At 59.6% G+C, this 15,354-nt stretch carries 12 protein-coding genes; 5 read left to right on the top strand and 7 right to left on the bottom strand.

What is annotated here, in order from left to right:
* Positions 1-38: 38 nt before the first annotated feature.
* Genes CHN51_RS18170 through CHN51_RS18160 form a run of 3 tightly spaced genes read right to left on the bottom strand, consistent with a single transcriptional unit; the run spans position 39 to position 3,489 of the window.
* The gene (locus tag CHN51_RS18170) at positions 39-1,301 is read right to left on the bottom strand and encodes an N-succinylarginine dihydrolase (RefSeq protein WP_100095282.1); all 1,263 of its coding nucleotides are present in this window, start codon (positions 1,299-1,301) and stop codon (positions 39-41) included.
* Positions 1,298-2,308 carry an arginine N-succinyltransferase gene (locus CHN51_RS18165; protein WP_100095281.1) on the bottom strand — a complete coding sequence of 337 codons (1,011 nt, stop codon included), beginning with the start codon at positions 2,306-2,308 and terminating at the stop codon, positions 1,298-1,300. The genes CHN51_RS18170 and CHN51_RS18165 overlap by 4 nt, the downstream gene beginning before the upstream one ends.
* Complete coding sequence (locus CHN51_RS18160; RefSeq protein ID WP_240616800.1) at positions 2,305-3,489, bottom strand: hydrolase; 1,185 nt, start codon at positions 3,487-3,489, stop codon at positions 2,305-2,307. Before CHN51_RS18160 ends, CHN51_RS18165 begins: the two co-directional genes overlap by 4 nt.
* Positions 3,490-3,968: 479 nt before the next feature.
* On the opposite strand from CHN51_RS18160, the gene CHN51_RS18155 reads away from it, so the two are divergent.
* Positions 3,969-6,074 carry a malate synthase G gene (locus CHN51_RS18155; RefSeq protein WP_100095279.1) on the top strand — a complete coding sequence of 702 codons (2,106 nt, stop codon included), beginning with the start codon at positions 3,969-3,971 and terminating at the stop codon, positions 6,072-6,074.
* Here the strand turns inward: CHN51_RS18155 and rsmA are convergent.
* From rsmA to lptD, 4 genes are all read right to left on the bottom strand, one after another.
* A complete protein-coding gene (gene rsmA / locus CHN51_RS18150) occupies positions 6,071-6,898 on the bottom strand; it encodes a 16S rRNA (adenine(1518)-N(6)/adenine(1519)-N(6))-dimethyltransferase RsmA (protein ID WP_100095278.1) in 828 nt (275 codons plus the stop codon). The genes CHN51_RS18155 and rsmA overlap by 4 nt on opposite strands.
* Positions 6,895-7,902, bottom strand: coding sequence for a 4-hydroxythreonine-4-phosphate dehydrogenase PdxA (pdxA, locus tag CHN51_RS18145; RefSeq protein WP_100095277.1), 1,008 nt, complete (start codon positions 7,900-7,902; stop codon positions 6,895-6,897). The genes rsmA and pdxA overlap by 4 nt, the downstream gene beginning before the upstream one ends.
* Positions 7,902-9,266 carry a peptidylprolyl isomerase gene (locus CHN51_RS18140; protein ID WP_100095276.1) on the bottom strand — a complete coding sequence of 455 codons (1,365 nt, stop codon included), beginning with the start codon at positions 9,264-9,266 and terminating at the stop codon, positions 7,902-7,904. Before CHN51_RS18140 ends, pdxA begins: the two co-directional genes overlap by 1 nt.
* Before the next feature lie 98 nt (positions 9,267-9,364).
* Positions 9,365-11,578: an LPS assembly protein LptD gene (gene lptD / locus CHN51_RS18135; protein ID WP_100095275.1), complete on the bottom strand. Its 2,214-nt coding sequence runs from the start codon at positions 11,576-11,578 to the stop codon at positions 9,365-9,367.
* A 268-nt stretch (positions 11,579-11,846) separates the two neighbouring features.
* On the opposite strand from lptD, the gene CHN51_RS18130 reads away from it, so the two are divergent.
* From CHN51_RS18130 to CHN51_RS18115, 4 genes are all read left to right on the top strand, one after another.
* Positions 11,847-13,304 (top strand): leucyl aminopeptidase, encoded by a 1,458-nt coding sequence (locus CHN51_RS18130; protein ID WP_100095274.1) that lies wholly within the window; start codon positions 11,847-11,849, stop codon positions 13,302-13,304.
* Positions 13,305-13,347: 43 nt separating this feature from the next.
* The gene (locus CHN51_RS18125) at positions 13,348-13,785 is read left to right on the top strand and encodes a DNA polymerase III subunit chi (protein ID WP_100095273.1); all 438 of its coding nucleotides are present in this window, start codon (positions 13,348-13,350) and stop codon (positions 13,783-13,785) included.
* A 117-nt stretch (positions 13,786-13,902) separates the two neighbouring features.
* Positions 13,903-14,325 (top strand): nucleoside-diphosphate kinase, encoded by a 423-nt coding sequence (ndk, locus tag CHN51_RS18120; protein ID WP_100095272.1) that lies wholly within the window; start codon positions 13,903-13,905, stop codon positions 14,323-14,325.
* 209 nt (positions 14,326-14,534) lie between these two features.
* Positions 14,535-15,323 (top strand): SDR family oxidoreductase, encoded by a 789-nt coding sequence (locus CHN51_RS18115; RefSeq protein WP_100095271.1) that lies wholly within the window; start codon positions 14,535-14,537, stop codon positions 15,321-15,323.
* Positions 15,324-15,354: the final 31 nt, after the last annotated feature.

Here is a 15,354-nt window from a genome sequence, read left to right as displayed (position 1 = left end):
GGTAAATTGTAAGTTAACCCGACAGTCGCGCGGCCAGATCAGCCTTCGAGTTCGGCCAGACGGCAAGCGTCGAGCAGACGGCTTCGGGCCTGCCTGACACGATCAGCCAGCGCCGGATCCTGCAACTGGTCGGGATCGATCGATTCCGGCCAATATTCGCTCACCACCCGCGCGATCGCATCCAGCTTCTCCGGCGTTGCCATGAAGCGCGGATCGACCGTCGCGGGATCGGCAACCACCCGCAATCGCAGGCATGCCGGACCGCCGCCATTGGCCATCGATTGCCGGACATCGACCGGACAGAGCCTCCGGATCGGGCCATTGCCCGTCACCAGGTCGGTCAGATAGGCCCAGACGGCTTCATTCTCGCGCGCCTCGCTCGGCAGGATCAGCGCCATGCCGCCGCCGTCGGGCAGGCTCACCAGCTGGGCGTTGAACAGATAGGATTTTATCGCGTCGGCCAGGCTGACCCGGTCGGCGGGAACGATGATGATTTCTGCCTCCGGCAGCTTGGCACGGATCGCCTCATACAGCGCATCGGGCTGCTCGAACGCCTGTTCGTGCGTGAACAGCACCCGCTCGTTGGCCACGGCCACAACATCATTGTGGAAAGCCCCCGCAGCGATAGCCGTTTCTGCCTGCTGCGCAAAAATCACCCGCTGCTCGTCCAGCCCGTGCTTGCGCGCCACCGCCTTGCTCGCCTCGATATGCTGGCGGGCGGGGAAGGGGCCGCCGCTCTTGCCATAGACAAATATCTCGAGGCCCGGCACGTCATGACCGGAACAGAGCCGCATATGATTGGCGGCGCCTTCATCGCCAAATGGTGATGGCACGGGCGCGTGCACCGCGAAATGCTTGTGATCGGCAAAGGCCAGCTGCAATTGCGCCAGCGTGCCCGGCCATTCATGGCTGCGGTGCGGCATGGTCTGCAGATTGGCCACGGTGAGATGGCATCTGCCGTCGGGCGCATCAGGTGCGGGGGATACGGTCGCGGCATTGGCCGCCCACATCGACGAGGCGGAGAAGGCCACCGCCCGCAAATGCGGCTCTGCAGCGGCTACATTTGTCCCCAGCGCCTCCAGCCAGCCGCTGTTCGGCCGGTCTAGCGGGATGAAAAAGCCCTGCGCCAGCCCCAGCTCCAGATTGTGCCGCATCTTGGCGATGCCCTGCAGCGCCGCTTCCCGCGGATAGGCGGTCGCGCCGGCATTGGTCGAGGAGGCAATATTGCCGAGGCTCAGTCCGGCATAATTGTGACTGGGACCGATAATCCCGTCGAAATTGATTTCGGTCAGCGCGCTCATCGCGGAATATACCGGATTTCGTCACCGACCGAGAGGTCGATATTGGCGGCGGCCTGTTCGTCGATCATCACGCCGTCGTCAGTCTCGCTCAACATGGCATAGGTCGCCTGAAAATCGCCGAGATTACCGTGCGAAATGATCACTTTCGTCTCGCCTTCACCAAGGGCGCTGATCTTCGCGGATTTTGCGTTGCGGATACTCGTCACATCATTGGTCTTCGCGATCATCGTCGGGCCGCCGTCAAAAATATCGACATAGCCGTCATAGGAGAAATTCTCGTTCTCCAGCATCCGCATGGCAGCCCGGCCATTGGGATGGGGCACACCGATCGCGGCGCGCGCGGATTCGCTCAGCATGGCCGTATAGATCGGGTGTTTGGGCATCAGGTCGGCGATGAACTGGTTGCCGTGGATGGCGTTGAAATAATCGGCTTCCTGAAAGCTCATGCCAAAGAAACGGCCGGCAAGACCGTCCCAGAAGGGCGACCCGCCCGCCTCGTCGATGATCCCGCGCAGCTCGGCAAAAATCTTGTCACCGAAGCGCTCGCGATGTTCCTTGATGAACAGATAGCGGCTGCGGGCCAGCAGCATGCCAAGACCGCCTGCGCGCTCGCCGGGATGGAGGAACAGACCGCCGACTTCGCTCGCCCCTTCCAGATCGGTGACCAGGCTCAGCATTTGGGCGCTGAACGTCCGGTCGAGCTCCTTGCTGGTCTGCGACAGGGTGCTCAGGCGATAGGAATAGAAGGGCCAGGTCTGTCCGACCTTGGTGAACAGTTGCGAGGTGCCCCGGACCGCTCCGGTCTCGACATTTTCCAGCACCATGACAAACAGGTCATCGCCATGTTCGTTGCTGTCATTCTGATAGGCGCGCTCGGATCGCTCCAGTTTCTGGGTCAGCGAATCCCGGTCGGCCGGCAGGTTGGTGAAGCCGCCGCCGGTCAGTTTCGCCATTTCGTAGAGATGCTGCAGATCATCGACCCGCGCCGCGCGTATCCGGAAACTCATAATCCTCCTTTTTCGGCGATCCGCATGATCGTCAGCGCCGATAATTGTGTCCGTTCGACCAGACTGTCCGTGATCAGAAATTCGTCGGCGCTGTGGATCGCCCCGCCGCGCACGCCCATCGTATCCACCACCGGGATACCGCAGGCCGCGATATTATTGCCATCGCATACGCCGCCGGTGCCGCGCCAGCTGATATCCAGACCCAGCTCTGCGCCGCATTGCTTCACAAGGCCGAACAGCTTTTCCGCCTGCGGATCAATCGGCTTGGGCGGGCGGCCAAAGCCGCCGTGGCAGTGGACGCCAAGATCGTGCAGCTTCGCGATATCTGTGACCATCTGGTCCAGAGCCTGTTGCGCCACAGCCTGATTTTCCAGCGTCTTGGGCCGGAAGTTGACGCGCAATATGGCCTGATCGGGAACCGAATTATTCGGCCCGCCACCATCAATCTTCGCTGGATTGACGCTCAAACCCTCGCGGTGCAGCGCTTTCAGCCGCACGGCCATGTCCGCTGCCGCGACCAGCGCGTTGCGCCCTTCGTCCGGGTTGCGCCCGGCATGCGCGCTCTTGCCGGTAAAGATGATCGAAAAATTGCCGCTGCCGCCGCGTTCGCCGGCCAAAGTGCCGTCGGGCAGGGCGGGTTCGTAGGTGAGGGCGGCGGTCTTACCCTCGGCCAGTCGCCTGATCAGCGTTGCCGAAGATCCTGAACCCACTTCCTCGTCGCTGTTGATCATCACGTCATAGCCGATCTGGCTGGTATATTCGCTTTGCTCGAGCAATTGCAGCGCGCCGAGCATGACGGAAAGACCGCCCTTCATGTCGGCAAGGCCCGGGCCGTTCAAAATGCCGCTTTCCAGCTCGACGATATGCTGGAACGGGTGATCCGCCGCAAAGACCGTGTCCATATGGCCGGTCAGCAGCAGACGCACCGGCGCTTCGGGGCGAACGGAAGTGACCAGATGCCGACCGCGCTGGACCCGGTCGACCGAGCCATCTGCGCGCACCGCCTCGACCGTGTCGGGTTCGACCAGACTGGTCTCTCCCGGCAATACCGAAAAAGCATCCGCGAGCATTCCCGCGACGGTTGCCAGGCCATCGAGATTGGTGGTGCCGCTGTTGACCTTCGCCCATTCGAGCGTGCGCGGCAAAAGCGGCAGGTCGTTGGCCTTTTCCAATATTGTCATCTCGGAGGAGGAATCTGCTTTCATTTGAAACCGATAGCATTTGTCGTGAGTCCATGCCAGTCGCTCTGTCAGGGGAAAAACGCTGTCCTACAGCGCGGGGCACCGTTATTGTTGCAATCCGAAGTCCGCAGCGGCCTTGCCGTGCCGTTTCAAAAGGAGTGTCCCATGATCAAGCTCGCCCGTTCGTCCTTTCCCTCCTTTGTCAGAAATTCCGACAATGGCAAAAAATGGATGGAAATTCAGTTGGTTTTCAATGGCTTCTAATAAGAGATCGCAGGAAAAGGAAAAATTTTCATAACAGTGTAAAGTTTGTAAAGTTCATCTCCGGGAATATCCTTTTTCGTCTCTCCAGCGGCCCATCCCATTTACAGGGCGAAAAAGAGCCGTCATAGACGGCAGCGATTCCTCCCCGGAACAATTTGAACGCCCCCGGTGTAGTTTCTATGCTGCGGGAAAATGCATTTGAACGAGGAAGAATCATGTCCGAATATGTCAGCCAGAACAATATCCAGATCGCGCAGGAACTGCTCGATTTTGTCAATGACCGTGCCTTGCCGGGAACCGGGGTGGACGGGGAAAAATTCTGGGCCGGGTTTGCTGATCTTCTCGGAAAATTCGCGCCGCGCAATGCGGAGCTTTTGGCCAAGCGCGAGAAACTGCAGGCGCAGATTGATGCCTGGCATGTTGAGCACAAGGGGCAGCCGATTGATCAGGCGGAATATCAAAGCTTTCTGAAAGACATCGGTTATCTGGTTGAAGAACCGGCGGCTTTTTCTATCACCACGGAAAATGTCGATCCCGAGATCGCGACCATGGCCGGACCGCAGCTGGTGGTGCCTTCGCTCAATGACCGCTTCGTTCTGAACGCCGCCAACGCGCGCTGGGGCAGTCTCTATGACGCCTTCTACGGTACTGACGCGCTGGACGCGCCACCGGCCAAGCCTGGCGGCTATGATCCGGAGCGCGGCGCTGCGGTTATCAAGGCGGCAAAAGCCTTTCTCGACGAAGCCTTTCCGCTGTCGAGCGGATCATGGACCGATTATGCCGGTGGCGAGCCCGCCTTGGCGGATCCCTCACAGCTGGTTGGCCGCAACGGCCAGTCGCTGCTGCTCAAGCATAACGGACTGCACGCCGAAATCGTCATCGACCCGGCGCACCCGATCGGCAAGGATGATCCGGCCCATATCGCCGATGTCCTCATGGAAGCGGCGCTGACCACGATCATCGACATGGAAGATTCGGTTGCCGCTGTCGACGCCGAGGACAAGGTGCTGGCCTATACAAACTGGCTCGGTCTGATGCGCGGTGATCTCGATGCGTCCTTCGAAAAGGGCGGCAAGACGGTCGAGCGCAAGGCCAATCCCGATCGCGACTATGTTGATCTCGACGGCAAATCCTTCACCCTGCCGGGTCGCAGCCTGATGTTTGTCCGCAATGTCGGGCATCTGATGTCCAATCCGGCGGTCCTGCTGGCCGACGGGTCGGAAGCGCCGGAAGGCCTGCTTGACGGTGTTTTTACCAGCCTGATCGCGATGCATGATCTCAAAGGGCTCGGCGAACTGCGCAACAGCCGCGCCGGTTCCATCTATATCGTGAAACCGAAGATGCACGGGCCGGAAGAATGCGCCTTCACCAACGATCTGTTCGATGCTGTGGAGGATTTGCTCGGTCTCGCCCGTCACACGATTAAGGTGGGCGTGATGGACGAAGAACGCCGCACGTCGGCAAACCTTGCTGCCTGTATCCATGCAGTGAAGGACCGGGTCGTGTTCATCAACACCGGCTTCCTCGACCGGACCGGCGACGAAATCCACACCTCGATGCAGGCAGGGGCGATGCTCGCCAAGGCCGACATCAAGACAAGCGACTGGATCACCGCTTATGAACAGCGCAACGTCGCCATCGGCCTGGCTTGCGGCATGTCCGGCAAGGCGCAGATCGGCAAGGGCATGTGGGCCGCGCCCGACATGATGGCCGACATGATGGAGCAGAAAATCGGCCATCCGATGACCGGCGCCAACACCGCCTGGGTGCCCAGCCCGACGGCGGCGACGCTGCACGCGATCCACTATCACCGGGTCAATGTTTTCGACCGGCAGAAAGAGGTCGCGGCGGACGGCATTGCGCCGCTCGACAAGTTGCTGACCATTCCGTTGGCCGACGGCCACAATTGGTCGGATGCAGAAATCGAGCATGAGCTGGACAATAATGCGCAGGGCATTTTGGGCTATGTGGTGCGTTGGATCGATCAGGGCATCGGTTGCTCCAAGGTTCCCGACATCAATGATGTCGGGTTGATGGAAGACCGCGCGACGCTGCGGATTTCCTCACAGCATATGGCCAACTGGATGCTGCACGGTGTCTGTTCGCCTGAGCAGGTCGATGCCGCTCTTTTGCGGATGGCGGCCAAGGTCGACGGGCAGAATGCGGGCGATCCTCTGTACCGGCCCATGGCTCCCAATCCGGATGCCAGCCTGGCCTTCCAGGCGGCGCGCGATCTGGTGTTCAAGGGTGTCGAGCAGCCGAGCGGCTATACCGAGCCGTTGCTGCACGCCTATCGGCGGAAACTGAAAGCGGCCGGCTAGGAGAGCAGCCGGGCGAGTTCGACGAACTCGGACACGGCAAGGGTCTCGGGCCGGCGCTGGCTGTCGATGCCGGCCTGTTCGAGCGCTTCGAGGCCGCCGGGCAGCTTCTTCAGGCTTTGCCGCAGCATCTTGCGCCGCTGGCTGAAGGCGGTCTGCGTCAGGACTTCCAGCTTGGCGAAATCGACGCCTTCGGGCTGCGCTGCGGGCGTGATATGGACGACCGCCGACATGACCTTGGGCGGCGGCGTGAAGGCCGAGCGGTGGACGGTCATGGCGAGCTTGGCCGTGCTGCGCCACTGGGCCAGGATCGAGAGGCGGCCATAGGCGCTCGAGCCGGGCCGGGCGACGATCCGGTCGGCGACCTCGCGCTGGAACATCAGGGTCAGCGACTGCCATTGCGGTGGCCATTGCGGAGCGGAGAGCCACTTCACGAGCAGCGCGGAACCGACATTATAGGGCAGGTTGGACAGGATATGGAACGGACCCTCGAACAGGCTGCCATGGTCCAGTGCGAGCGCATCGTCGTTGATCAGCGTCAGCTTGTCCGGGAAATGGCCGGACAGTTCGGACAGGGCGGGCAGGCAGCGCTCGTCCCGCTCCACAGCGGTCACATGGGCACCGGCCTGCAACAGGGCGCGGGTCAGGCCGCCGGGACCGGGGCCGACTTCAAAGACGGACTGGCCGTCCAGATTGCCCGGCACCGCAGCGATCCGGTCGAGAAGCTGCATGTCGAACAGGAAATTCTGGCCCAGCGCCTTGCTCGCGGTCAGGCCGTGTTTCTTGATCACCTCCCGCAGCGGGGGCAGGGCAACAGGCTGGCTCAATGGTCGTATATCTGGCGGTTGGTGACCGCGGTGGCGGCCATCTGGATCGCTGCGATCATCGAGCGCGGGTCGGCGATATTCCGGCCGGCAATGTTGAAGGCGGTGCCATGGTCGGGCGAGGTACGGACGATCGGAAGGCCGAGCGTGATATTGACGCCGTCAAAGAAATGCAGGGTCTTGAGCGGTATCAGGGCCTGGTCATGATAGGGGCACAGCGCGACATCATATTGCGCTCGGGCTTCCTCGTGGAACATCGTGTCGGCCGGCAGCGGATCGGTGATATCCATGCCGTCGTTGCGCAGTGCATCGATTGCCGGCTGCATGATCCGTTGCTCCTCGTCACCGAGATTGCCGCTCTCGCCGGCATGCGGATTGAGGCCCGCTACCGCGATGCGGGGTTTCTCGATGCCGAAATTGCGGACCATCGCCTTCTCTGCGGCACGGGCGCGGGCAAGGATCAGCCGCTCGGTCAATTGCTCTGTCACGTCCCTGAGGGCGATATGGGTGGTCATCGGAATGACCCGCAAGCTGGGTCCGGCCAGCATCATCACGGCATTTTCGCGCGCAATTCCGCAGCGTTCCGAAACAAATTCGGTCTGGCCGGGATAGCGAAAGCCGATCTTGTAAAGCTGGGTCTTGGAGACGGGAGCGGTGATCACCGCACCGGCATCGCCCGAGCGGGCCAGACCGCAGGCAATTTCGAGCGCGTGCAGGGAACATTGCGCGCTGTCCAGCGTCGCCTCTCCGGGAACCGCGGCGGCGGCGTTGTGGATATGGAAGACGGGCAGCGCCTCGTCAAAAGTCTCGCCGGTTTCCACCGGCTGCTCGATCTTGCGAACCGGCACGCCGGCGAGATTTTCAAAGTCGGCTATATTGCCGATCGCGAAAAACGGTTTGAGCCCGGTTTCCGCCCGCTGCTGCCAGCTCTTGCCGATGATTTCCGGCCCGACACCCGCCGGATCTCCGCAGGAAACGGCAAATGGCTTGGCGTTCCGCTCTGCCATCAATTATATTCGATAATGGCGTCGCGTCTCAGATCGCGCAGATAGATCTGCGCCCGTTTGTTGATCCGGTCATTTTCGAGTCGCGACATGATCGCATCAAAGGATGGTGCTGCGGCGCTCTGCGGATCATCGCGGCCACAGAGTATGAGAACGCGGACACCATCTTCGACCGAGCCGAATGGCTGGCTGGCCTGACCGATTTGCAACTGTCCGATCGCCCCCTGCAAGGCAGCAGGAAGATCGCGCAGACGGACCTGATCATTATCGACCACGCTGGCACCGAGCCTGGCCGCCACTTCGTTGGCTGCACCGCAACCCTTGATAGCCTGCGTCTCGGTCGCAAATTTCGCGGCCCGGGCAGATGCCTGAGCTTCGGTGACGCCCGGCGGGAAGTCGATCGCCAGCTGTTTGAGGCTGAGCAGAGCGTCTCGCGCATCGGCGGTGAGCACCTGGCGCGAATCGATCAGATAGAGGATGGATAAACCGCCCGGGACTTCGATGGGACCGACGACTTGTCCGACCTGCATCTGTTCGGCTGCCTGCGCGAGGGTTTGCGGCAATTGTGCGGGCCGGACCCAGCCCAGATCACCACCGGTGGCGGCCGTGGATGCCTCCGAAAACTGGCGGGCATAGGCGACGAACGAACCACCGGCGCGGATCTGCTCCAGTATCTTCACCATATTTGCTGCCACCTGTTCGGCGTTTTCCTGATTGGCCGACATGTAGATTTCACCGATACGATATTCGGTGGTGCCCTTTGAGGCGTTCAATCGTTCGATGATGGCGTTGACCTCTTCATCGCCGACATTGATGAACGGCTGGATATTGCGGCGGAGCAGCCGGCTCCAGGCCAGCTCGCCCTTGATCTGGCGCTTCAGCGTGTCGGCGGACGATCCCTGCGATCGCAAATATTGGTCGAATGCGTCGAGATCCTGTTTGAAATTCTGCTGTGCAACCTGACGGAACGTGGCTTCGACTTCCTCCGGCGCTATGACGATTTCATTGGCTTCGGCTTCCTGGATCTGCAGCGTTTCATCGATCAGATTGCGCAATATCTGGAGCCGCAGGCGCTGTTTCTCTTCGTCCGAGACCTCGCCGCCATTGGCAGCGACGATCAGGGCAAGACGATGGCCGACGTCGGTGCCGGTAATGATGTCTCCGTTGACGATCGCTGTCGCGCGACGGACGTTCGGATCATTATTGCCGAATATTGTCAGCTCGTCGGGAATATCCAGTCCGGTCTGCGGCAGCGACGTATCCGCAACGGTCTGGCTGACCGAGGGGGAGGCACCCGCAATGGCAAGCGCCGTGATCAGGATAGCCTTGCTCTTGAAGCCCTGGATTTTCGTGCTCAATACATTCATATTTTGTTTCTTCTCAACTACACAGAGTAAATTTTACGAAGCAAATACCAATTATCTGCTGAACCCAATATGAGTGGGCCGACCTGTTTGGATGACCTTTACACGCCCAGATTGCGCAAGGCCAGCCGGAACAGGAAGGTGCTGCCACTACGCGCGTCACCGGTGTCTTCATAATCATAGCGCCAGGTTACGCCCATAGAGAGGCAGCCGTCGTCATAAGCGATTCCGAGACGGTGTCGCACGGGAGCAAAACCATCGGCCACAGAGATCGGATCTTCGCTCCGATCGGTCAGGTCGATAATCGCCGACCCGAATACGGACCAGTAATTGTCGATCTGATAACGTCCGCCAGCGCGCACTTCCTCGCGGTCGCGCAGATCTTCCAGATCCAATCCGATATTGCGGTTCAGGCGCAGATAACCGACCTGGGCATAGGTTTCTTTCGAACCGATGGTTGCATCGATCTCGTTCCGCCGTACCGCCAGATTATCCTTGTCGAGCCGGAAACGATGGGTGAACTTGACGATATCCTTGAACCGGACGTTGGTGCGACCGACGATATCGGAAAAACGGTCTGACAGGCCGGTGCCTTCGGGCACGATATTATTGTTGTTTTCCAGTCGATAGCTCTGGCCGACGACCATATTGACCTGCAGATTGGGACGATTGATTTCCCATTCCATCCCGTAGGTCGCGCGGACATTGTCTTCATAGCGATCATAGCCGGGGAAGCGGTTGAGAGAAAAAAGATTGGTGTCTTCCAGATCCACGGCGCGGGAATCCTCGTTCGGAACCGAAAGATTGGCCAGAGCGGGTGTTGCGACAATCTGGAAACGCGGGGTGATCGTCTGGGTACCGCCAAAGGCCTCGCCGATCAGCGGCCATTTCACATCAATCGACGCCGTGGCGATGGCGCGGGTCTGCCAGCCGCTCTGGCCGCGATAGATGTCCGTGTCGTTGAGCGCATTGTCGTCGCTATGATAGACATCGCCGCGGACCAGTCCGGTCAGGGTGATTTCCTGCCCCCAGTCGGTCAGCTTTCGCATGTCCCAGCGGGCAGAGCCGAATGCGCGCTGCGTGTCCTGTCCCTCGCTGCGCCCGATTGCCAGACTATTGGCCTGTACCTCGAGCCGACCGCCGAGAACCGGATCATCGAACCGCTTGCGATAGTCCAGCACCGGCAGCGCAACCGGCACACGGTTTTGCGGATCATTCACCCGCAACGTCTGGAACGCCCAGCCGGCAAGAGAGAAATAGCTGCTGTCGCTGATCCGCTCGACATTGATGGTGGAGCGAAGACTGTCGTCATCGCTGATGTCATAGCGCCGCAAAAAGGTGCGGTCGGACACGATGCGGGCCGATTGCGAAATCGTCCACTTGTCATCAAGCCGGAACCGGCCGCTCGTGGCAAAATAGCCGCGGAAATCCTTTTCGGAATCGGGAATGAGCTGGGTGGCACCGGTCGGAATACGGGAACCGTAAGTCGCATAGCCGGTCAGCTGGAATGCGCCCTTGTCGTCGAGGCTGCGAAACGTGCCGCTGACTAGCGGGGCGACGTCGGTAAACACCTGTGCGGTAACCGTTGCATCTTGGTTGGGTGCGATGCTGAAATAATAGGGGATGGTGATACCCATTCCATTCACCGTGTCGAACTTGATGTCCGGCACCAGAATGCCGCTGCGGTTCTCGTCGCTTACCGGATGGGAGAGACCGGGCAGGGGAATGACCGGCAGTCCGAAAATCTCGATCCGTGCGCCATCATATTTGACGCGTTTCTTGACCGGGTCGTAGATGACCTTGACCGCCTTGATCTCCCAGCTCGGATTTTTCGGACATCCGTCTTCGGTCGAGACCGCGCAGGCGGTGTAGGCGGCATTGTGCAGCGCGAGCGAGCCGTCGGTAAACCGTTCGCTGCGACGGGCCGCGAGGCGGCTGCCATCTTCCAGAACGAGCAGAAGATTGTCGACAGCACCGTCGCGCAGACTGTCGGTCAGCTCAATGCGATCACCATAGGCGACGTCACCATCGGGACTGACGGACTTGATATTGCCTTCTGCCACGACAGCGCCGGTTTTGCGGTTCCACAAGACCTGATCAGCGCGCAACTGATATCCGTCGCGATTGAGCAAGACATTGCCCTTTGCCGTGACGAAGTCATTTTCGAAATCATAATCGATACTGTCGGCGCTGAATTCGATCTCGTCGGCTTGCTGATCAGAGGAGACGGTGTCGTCGTCTTGCGACTGGCCCATGGCCGCAGCCGGAGTGACAGCGGCGAGACCCAAGGTGAAAAGGGCGAGTGAAGATTTCATCGACTGGCTCAACCTACTTTTAGCCCCATTTCGGACGGCATTGAATATCGCACTGTCCACCTTCCGAACGCCTATTGCACCAGATTGCCCAGTCTGCAAATTTTCTTTGCCAGATTCTGATGAACAGATGCTTGACCGGAAAACCAAGACGGTGCAGCAACGGCTCACGACAGGATAAATGCCGGCCCGGCCATAAATGAGTCGGATCGACGAGTAAGCCAATAAGGCTTTTCACTCCTCAAAACAGAAAAATAGGGACAGTTTTCTAATGAATTTCACCTTTGCCACAGAGCGGCCCGCAGACGCTGATGCAATAATTTTTACCATCGCCGAGAATGGACTGGACGATTTCGAGCTCAAGCTCGAACAAGCAAATATCGTCAAGGCGGGGGCAAAAGCCGCCCGGTTTTCCGGCAAGCTGGGTGAAGTTTTCGAAATTTTCGTTACCGAGGCAGGTGCGGTCAAGCGGATCATCTTGACCGGATTGGGCAAGGGTAAGGCGAATAATGCAGAATCAGCGGGTGGTTCGGCCATCGCCAAAATCCTGGCATCCGGCGCGAAACACGCGGTCATCGAACCATCGGGTCTCGACGACGAGCGGCTGGCGAAATTGCTCTTCGGCGCGAAATTACGCAGCTGGCGGCACGACAAATACCGGACGACCATGCCGGAAAAGCAGAAGGTTACGCTGCAGACAATCACCGTGCTCGACCAGGATCTGGAGACCGCAAAAGCCTGGACGGACTTGTCCGCGGTTGCTGACGGTGTTGCCCTGACCCGCGAACTGGTCGCCGAACCGGCCAACGCTATCTACCCCGAAAGCTTCGTCGCCCGTTGCGAAGAACTGAAGGAACTCGGCGTCGAATTCACCGTGCTCGGCTGGGACGAGATGGAAAAACTCGGCATGGGTGCATTGCTCGGCGTGTCGCAGGGGTCCGAACGGCCGCCGCGGCTGCTGGCGATGCGCTGGGACGGTACCGATGGGGAGCAGAAGACCCCGCTTGCTCTGGTCGGCAAGGGTGTCACGTTCGACACCGGCGGCATTTCGCTCAAACCGGGTGCCGGCATGGAAGAGATGAAATGGGATATGGGCGGCGCTGGTGCCGTGGCCGGAACGATGAAGGCGCTCGCTGGGCGCAAGGCCAAGGCGCATGTTGTCGGCGTTTGCGGGCTGGTCGAGAATATGCCGGATGGCAAAGCGCAGCGCCCTGGCGATGTCGTGACCAGCATGAACGGCCAGACCATCGAGGTGATCAACACCGATGCCGAAGGACGGCTGGTATTGTGCGACGCGATGCACTGGACGCAGGAAACATTCAAACCGGAAGTGCTGATCGATCTGGCGACCCTGACCGGTGCGATGATTATCGCGCTGGGCAACGAACATGCCGGTTGCTTCAGCAACGATGACGATCTTGCCGACGACCTGATCGATGCGGGCAAGGATTCCGGTGATCCGCTGTGGCGTCTGCCCGTTGGTCCGGCTTATGACAAGCTGATCAACTCGCCGATTGCCGACATGAAGAATGTCGGTCCGCGCGGGGCAGGGTCGATTACCGCGGCGCAATTCCTCAAGCGCTTCGTCAAGGACGGTGTGAAATGGGCGCATCTCGATATCGCCGGTATGGTCTGGGCGGACAAGCCCGGTCCGGTCTGGGACAAGGGCGCGACCGGCTATGGCGTGCGCCTGCTCAACCAATATGTTGCCGACAATTTCGAAGATTGATCGCGTTTCAATGACGCTGAATTCTTGTGGGAAAGCGTAGCGGGTGCGGGTTGATTTCTATCACCTGACCCGCGACCCGGCGGACAAGCTGGTGCCCATGCTGGCGGGCAAGTCTCTGGAAGCAGGCAAAAGGGTTCTCCTTGTGTCGCAAGACGAGGCCCGGTGCGTGGCACTGGGCAATGCATTGTGGAGCGATGATCCGGCCAGCTTCCTGGCCCACGATTTTGCAGGGTCCGAGCGGCAGGCCGATCAGCCGATCCTGATTTCAGAGCAATGCGATGCGGCAAACGGTGCCTCCTATATCATCCTGTCGGATGGCTTGTGGCGGGAAGAGGCGCTGGCATTCGAGCGCGCTTTCTTCCTGTTTACAGCCGAACAAATCGACAACGCGCGAAACGCCTGGCGGGACTTGGCGGCCAAGGATGATGTGACCCCGCGCTACTGGAAACAGGATGGCGGGCGCTGGGTCGAAGGCCCCTGATTTCCGCGAAACTGCCGACCAGGACGGTCAGACGATCATCGAAAACTTGCCATGGTGCAGTGCAGCGGCTAAGGGCGGCGCAACTTTTGACTATCCCTACATTTATGGAGCTTTATCATGGCCGTGACACGGACATTCTCGATCATTAAACCCGACGCTACCCGTCGCAACATCACCGGTGCTGTTACCAAGATGCTGGAAGAAGCAGGCCTACGCGTCGTCGCTTCCAAGCGCATCCACATGACCCGCGAACAGGCCGAAGGCTTTTACGCGGTTCACAAGGATCGTCCTTTCTTCGGCGAACTGGTCGATTTCATGATCAGCGGCCCTTGCGTCGTTCAGGTTCTTGAAGGCGAAAATGCGATGCAGGCGAACCGCGACATCATGGGCGCGACCAACCCTGCCGACGCCGCTCCGGGCACGATCCGCAAGGAACTGGCCGAAAGCCTCGAAGCGAATACGGTCCATGGTTCGGACAGCGAAGAAAATGCCGCGATCGAAATCGCCTATTTCTTCAACGAAGACGAAATCGTCGGCTAAGCCGAACGCATTTTGCTCAGTTAAAGACGCCCGGTCGCACATTCTGACTCCGGGCGTTTTTTTGGTTATCCAGCAAGCTAGGTGGGGCGAGGCCGGTCTGCCAGCGCAGTAGATTTTGCTGCGATATTTATCCGAAACTTCCTGACAACTGACAGAGTTTGCGTGTAGCGTACCCATGAATCCGCACCCACTCTGAAGGAAGTTTTCCGATGCAAAATAATCTGTTTTCGATGCACGACAAAGTCTGCGTTATCACCGGAGGCTCCAGGGGTCTGGGAAAAGCCATGGCACGCGCCTTTCTGGAAGCTGGCGCCAAGCGGGTCTATATCACCGCTCGCAAACCCGAAGAATGTGACGCGACCGCCAAAGAATTGTCCGGTCTGAGCGATAGCGGCGAATGCGTAGCGCTCCCCGGTGATATGAGCAGCGGAGAAGAAATCGCAGCCTTTGCCAAGGCACTGGCGAAGCGGGAAGATCATATCGACGTGCTGGTCAACAACGCCGGCACCGGCTGGATGGCGTCGGTCGAAGAGTTTCCCGAAATCGGCTGGGACAAGGTCATGGACCTCAACGTGAAGACGCCATTTTTCCTGACCCAGCAGCTTCTGCCTTTGCTGAAAGCCAATGCGACGGCGCAGAACAGCGCCTCCGTCATCAACATCGGCTCGATCGCCGGTATTCTCGGCAGCGCGGGGAGTGGCATCAGCTATGGCACGTCCAAAGCGGCGATCCACCAGCTCACCCGCAATCTTGCCAGCCTGCTGGCCGACGATCATATCCGGGTGAACGCCATCGCGCCGGGACGCTTCCATTCCAAAATGACCAGCCTGGTCGAGCAGGATAAAGAGCAATATGAGCAGGAAATTGCAATGATCCCGCTACACCGCTGGGGCCACGACGAGGATATCATGGGGCCGGCGCTCTTGCTGGCAAGCAATGCCGGGGCGTTCATGACCGGGGAGATTATCACCGTCGATGGCGGCTATCTGCTGGTCTAGTATCGGCGGGAGCGACGGGCTTCTGTTACGA

The sequence above is a fragment of the Sphingorhabdus sp. YGSMI21 genome (assembly GCF_002776575.1).
In the GTDB taxonomy this organism is placed as follows: Bacteria; Pseudomonadota; Alphaproteobacteria; order Sphingomonadales; family Sphingomonadaceae; genus Parasphingorhabdus.
This window is presented reverse-complemented; position numbering and strand designations above follow the sequence as displayed.

Coding starts and splice junctions, on each gene's coding strand:
- pdxA (WP_100095277.1), bottom strand. CDS start 7,902: ATGGCAGAGCGGAACGCCAAGCCATTTGCCGTTTCCTGCGGAGATCCG.
- CHN51_RS18115 (WP_100095271.1), top strand. CDS start 14,535: ATGCAAAATAATCTGTTTTCGATGCACGACAAAGTCTGCGTTATCACC.
- CHN51_RS18160 (WP_240616800.1), bottom strand. CDS start 3,489: ATGACAATATTGGAAAAGGCCAACGACCTGCCGCTTTTGCCGCGCACG.
- CHN51_RS18165 (WP_100095281.1), bottom strand. CDS start 2,308: ATGAGTTTCCGGATACGCGCGGCGCGGGTCGATGATCTGCAGCATCTC.
- CHN51_RS18155 (WP_100095279.1), top strand. CDS start 3,969: ATGTCCGAATATGTCAGCCAGAACAATATCCAGATCGCGCAGGAACTG.
- CHN51_RS18170 (WP_100095282.1), bottom strand. CDS start 1,301: ATGAGCGCGCTGACCGAAATCAATTTCGACGGGATTATCGGTCCCAGT.
- CHN51_RS18130 (WP_100095274.1), top strand. CDS start 11,847: ATGAATTTCACCTTTGCCACAGAGCGGCCCGCAGACGCTGATGCAATA.
- lptD (WP_100095275.1), bottom strand. CDS start 11,578: ATGAAATCTTCACTCGCCCTTTTCACCTTGGGTCTCGCCGCTGTCACT.
- CHN51_RS18140 (WP_100095276.1), bottom strand. CDS start 9,266: ATGAATGTATTGAGCACGAAAATCCAGGGCTTCAAGAGCAAGGCTATC.
- ndk (WP_100095272.1), top strand. CDS start 13,903: ATGGCCGTGACACGGACATTCTCGATCATTAAACCCGACGCTACCCGT.